This window comes from Micromonospora maritima (assembly GCF_902825405.1).
GTDB lineage: Bacteria > Actinomycetota > Actinomycetes > Mycobacteriales > Micromonosporaceae > Micromonospora > Micromonospora maritima.
This window is the reverse complement of sequence record NZ_CADEAU010000522.1, coordinates 1-3,570: the sequence shown is the minus strand read 5'-3', so window position 1 is coordinate 3,570 and position 3,570 is coordinate 1. Positions and strand designations below refer to the sequence as shown.

Here is a 3,570-nt window from a genome sequence, read left to right as displayed (position 1 = left end):
GGCGCGACTGCCCCATGCCGCCCGATGCGGCAGCCGCCTGCCGCCTGCCGCCGACGCCCGCCGTCGACGTCGCCCCGCCGCCGCCCGCCGCGGGGAACGTCGGCCCGGCCGGGCGCTCGTCGGCTGCCGCTCGGCTCAGCGCTCGTCCAGCGGGCCGGTGAGGTAGCGCTGAACGGTCGGGCCGATCGTGGCGGCCAGCGTGTCCGGCGTCGCGGACGCGACCGGTTCCAGGCGGATCACGTAGCGCATCATGGCCAGGCCGGCGACCTGGGTGGCCACCAGCGCGCCGCGCAGCGGGGCCTCGGCGGGGTCGAGGTCGAGCCGGTCGAGGACCCGGCGCAGGATCTGCGTGGTCAGGAACTCGCGCAGCAGGCGGGCGGTCCACTGGTTGCTCACCGCGGAGCGGAGCAGGGCCACCGCGGCGGTCCCCGCAGGGGAGTCCCAGACGCCCAGGAACGTGCGGACCAGCCGTTCGCCGACCTCGTCCCGGCCGCCCGCCAGCACCCGCGGCACCAGCTCGGCCGGGTCGATCGGGATCGCCATCGCGGCCCGGAACAGGTCCTCCTTGGTGCCGAAGTAGTGGTGCACCAGCGCCGGGTCCACCCCCGCGGCGGCGGCGACCGCCCGGATCGGGGTGGCGTCGAAGCCCCGCTCGGCGAACGCGGCCCGGGCGGCGGCCAGGATCGACTCCCGGGTGTCCGGGTTGCCGGGCCGCCGGCCGGTGCGTCGTGCCCTCATCCGCTGCGCCGGCGCAGCGTCGCGGCGGCCAGCACCAGCGCCGCGAGCGCCGCGCCGGTCACGATCGCCACGTCGCGCCACATGGTGCCGGTCGGCTCGGCGTGCGCGCCGACCTCCTGGAGCGCCTCGACCGCGTACGACAGCGGCAGCACGTCGCTGATCGCCTGGAGCCAGCCGGCCATCTGGCCGCGCGGCACGAACAGCCCGCAGAGCAGCAGCTGTGGGGCGACCACCACCGGCATGAACTGCACGGCCTGGAACTCGGTGCGGGCGAAGGCCGAGCAGAACAGCCCGAGCGCCACGGCCAGCACCGCGTTCACCCCGGCGATCAGCACCACCAGCCACGGGCTGCCGGCGGTGTCCAACCCGAACACCTGGTAGGCCACCAGCGAGGCGACGGTGGACTGCACCACCCCGGCCAGGCCGAACGCGATGCCGTAGCCGAAGAGCAGGTCGAGCTTGCCCAGCGGGGTGGTGAGCAGCCGTTCCAGCGTGCCGGTGGTGCGCTCGCGGAGCATGGCGATGCTGGTCACCAGGAACATGATGATGAACGGGAAGAAGCCCAGCATGATCAGCGCCACCCGGTCGAAGGTGCTCGGCGCGCCGGGTGGGGTGGGCTGGTCGACGTACATGAAGTAGACCAGGGTGAGCAGCACGAGCGGCACGACGACGAGCAGCGCCACGGTGCGCCGGTCGTGCCGCAGCTGGCGCAGGATCCGCCCGATGGTGGCGGTCAGGATCGTCGGGTTCACGCGTCGGCCTCCTCGCTGCCGCGGATCAGGCGCAGGAACGCCTCCTCCAGGTCGTCCACGCCGGTGGCGGCGCGCACCGCGGCCGGCGTGTCGTCGGCGACCAGTCGCCCCTCGCGGATCAGCAGCAGCCGATCGCAGCGGGCCGCCTCGTCCATCACGTGGCTGGACACCAGCAGGGTGGTGCCGGCGGCGGCCATGGCGTGGAACCGCGCCCAGAGGTCGGCGCGCAGCACCGGGTCCTGGCCGACCGTGGGTTCGTCGAGCACCACCAGCTCCGGGTCGCCGACCAGGGCGCAGGCCAGCGAGGCGCGGCTGCGCTGACCGCCGGAGAGCGTGCCGACCAGCTGGCCGGCGGCCGTGGCCAGGCCGACGTCGGCCACCGCCCGGTCGGCCTCGGCGCGCCCCCGGCCGTGCAGCACGGCGAAGTAGCGGGCGTTCTCCCGGACGGTCAGGTCGGCGTAGACGCTGGGCGCCTGCGTCAGGTAGCCGACCCGGCGGCGCAGGTCGGCCGATCCGGCCGGGCGGCCGAGCACGTCGACCGCGCCGGAGCGCACGCTCTGCACCCCGACGACGGCGCGCATCAAGGTGGTCTTGCCGCTGCCGCTGGGACCCAGCAGCCCGGTGACCGTGCCCCGGGGCACGGCGCAGCTGATGCCGTGCAGCACCCGCCGTCCACCGCGCTCGACCACCAGGTCACGGACCGACACCGCGTCGTCCATGTAGGCCTCCGATAACTCATCAACTGTTGAAATCAACGCTAGGTGAATTCTTCCGGTGCGTCAACGGGCTTGACTTCGAGCGGGCTCGAACTGGAAGCCTGGACCGGTGGACATCGGTATCCGGGAGAAGAGCCTCAGCGTGGGCGAGGCGGCGGAGCGGGTCGGGCTGACCACCTACACGCTGCGCTGGTACGAGCAGGAGGGCCTGGTCGCCCCGGTCGGGCGCGACTCGGCCGGTCGGCGGCGCTACACCGACGACGACGTCAACTGGCTGTTCCTGCTCACCCGGCTGCGCCGGACCGGCATGCCGGTGCGGGACATGCGGCGCTACGCCGAGCTGGCCCGGCAGGGCGACCGCACGCTCGGCGCCCGGCGGGCGCTGTTCGAGGCGCACCGGGCCCGCGTGCTGGCCCGGATGGCCGAGCTGACCGAGGACCTGAACGTCCTCGACCACAAGATCGACGCGTACCGGAGGGCCGAGGAGGAACTGGGCTGAAGCCGCCCAGTAGCGGACACCCGGTCCGCCATCGGGCATTGCGCCGAAGATCGGACTTCCGGCACCATGTCGCGGTGGGTCCCGCTTCGTTGCCCGAGTCCGGATTCCTCGACGACTGGGCCGCCCGCCTCCGGCAGGCCGCGGACCGGCCGGTCGTGGGGATCATGCTGCGCGGCAGCCACGCGCGGCGGGCCGCCACCGAGCACAGCGACGTCGACGTGGACGTGCTCGTCGCGGACGACGACCGCGTGACCCGTACCCCCGGAACGACCTCGCCGGCCCGCCCCACCGGCCCGTACGCGGCCCGCCGCGCCTACCTGACCGAGTTCGACGGCCGCCTGGTGCACGTCTCGGTGGCCGCCCGGGACGTCCGCTCCTGGGTGCACCGGCTCGGTCAGCCCGCCGACTGGGCCTTCGGGCTCCCGGTCACCGCGCCCGCGCGCCTGCTCTGGGCCGTGCCCGAGTGGCGCCGCCGGATCGACCTGCCGGTGCTCTGCCAGCCCGCCGACGAGCCGCGCCTCGAGGAGCTGATCGCCACGCTGGGCAAGGTGGCCGGCGCACACTGGGCCGACGACCCGGTCGGCGTCCGGCTGGCCGCGGCCGACCTGGCCCGGCTCTGCCCCTCGGTGCTGCGGTTGGCCAACCCCTCGGTCCGGGTGGTGTCCCGCCGGGCCGCCCTGACCGCCGCGCTGGACCTGCCGGTCGCGCCCCCCGGCTACCGCACCGACATGCTGCTCTGCCTCGGGCTGCGCCCCGCCGACCCGGCCGAGGTCGGCCGCAAGGCCGAGCAGGGCGCCCTGGCCATGTACCTCGGCGCGGCCCTGCTCCTGCTGCTCTCGGCGGCCGGCCTGCTGCACGCCCTGCG

4 protein-coding genes and 1 pseudogene are annotated in these 3,570 nt (G+C 74.9%); 2 read left to right on the top strand and 3 right to left on the bottom strand.

Annotated elements, in window-relative coordinates:
• Positions 1-135: 135 nt before the first annotated feature.
• From HUW36_RS28345 to HUW36_RS28335, 3 genes are read right to left on the bottom strand one after another with little or no spacing between them, the layout of a single operon-like run.
• Entirely contained in the window at positions 136-738 is a 603-nt protein-coding gene (locus HUW36_RS28345; protein WP_174530928.1) for a TetR/AcrR family transcriptional regulator, read from the bottom strand.
• Positions 735-1,490, bottom strand: coding sequence for an ABC transporter permease (locus HUW36_RS28340; protein ID WP_174530927.1), 756 nt, complete (start codon positions 1,488-1,490; stop codon positions 735-737). The genes HUW36_RS28345 and HUW36_RS28340 overlap by 4 nt, the downstream gene beginning before the upstream one ends.
• A complete protein-coding gene (locus HUW36_RS28335; protein WP_174530926.1) occupies positions 1,487-2,209 on the bottom strand; it encodes an ABC transporter ATP-binding protein in 723 nt (240 codons plus the stop codon). The genes HUW36_RS28340 and HUW36_RS28335 overlap by 4 nt, the downstream gene beginning before the upstream one ends.
• Before the next feature lie 106 nt (positions 2,210-2,315).
• On the opposite strand from HUW36_RS28335, the gene HUW36_RS28330 reads away from it, so the two are divergent.
• Both HUW36_RS28330 and HUW36_RS28325 read left to right on the top strand, forming a co-directional pair.
• The gene (locus HUW36_RS28330) at positions 2,316-2,705 is read left to right on the top strand and encodes a MerR family transcriptional regulator (RefSeq protein ID WP_174530925.1); all 390 of its coding nucleotides are present in this window, start codon (positions 2,316-2,318) and stop codon (positions 2,703-2,705) included.
• A gap of 74 nt (positions 2,706-2,779) precedes the next feature.
• Positions 2,780-3,570, top strand: a pseudogene (locus HUW36_RS28325) (hypothetical protein); the annotation flags it as partial.

Excerpts from the sequence above, each read along its gene's own strand:
- HUW36_RS28345 (WP_174530928.1), bottom strand. The coding sequence starts at position 738 with ATGAGGGCACGACGCACCGGCCGGCGGCCCGGCAACCCGGACACCCGG.
- HUW36_RS28335 (WP_174530926.1), bottom strand. The coding sequence starts at position 2,209 with ATGGACGACGCGGTGTCGGTCCGTGACCTGGTGGTCGAGCGCGGTGGA.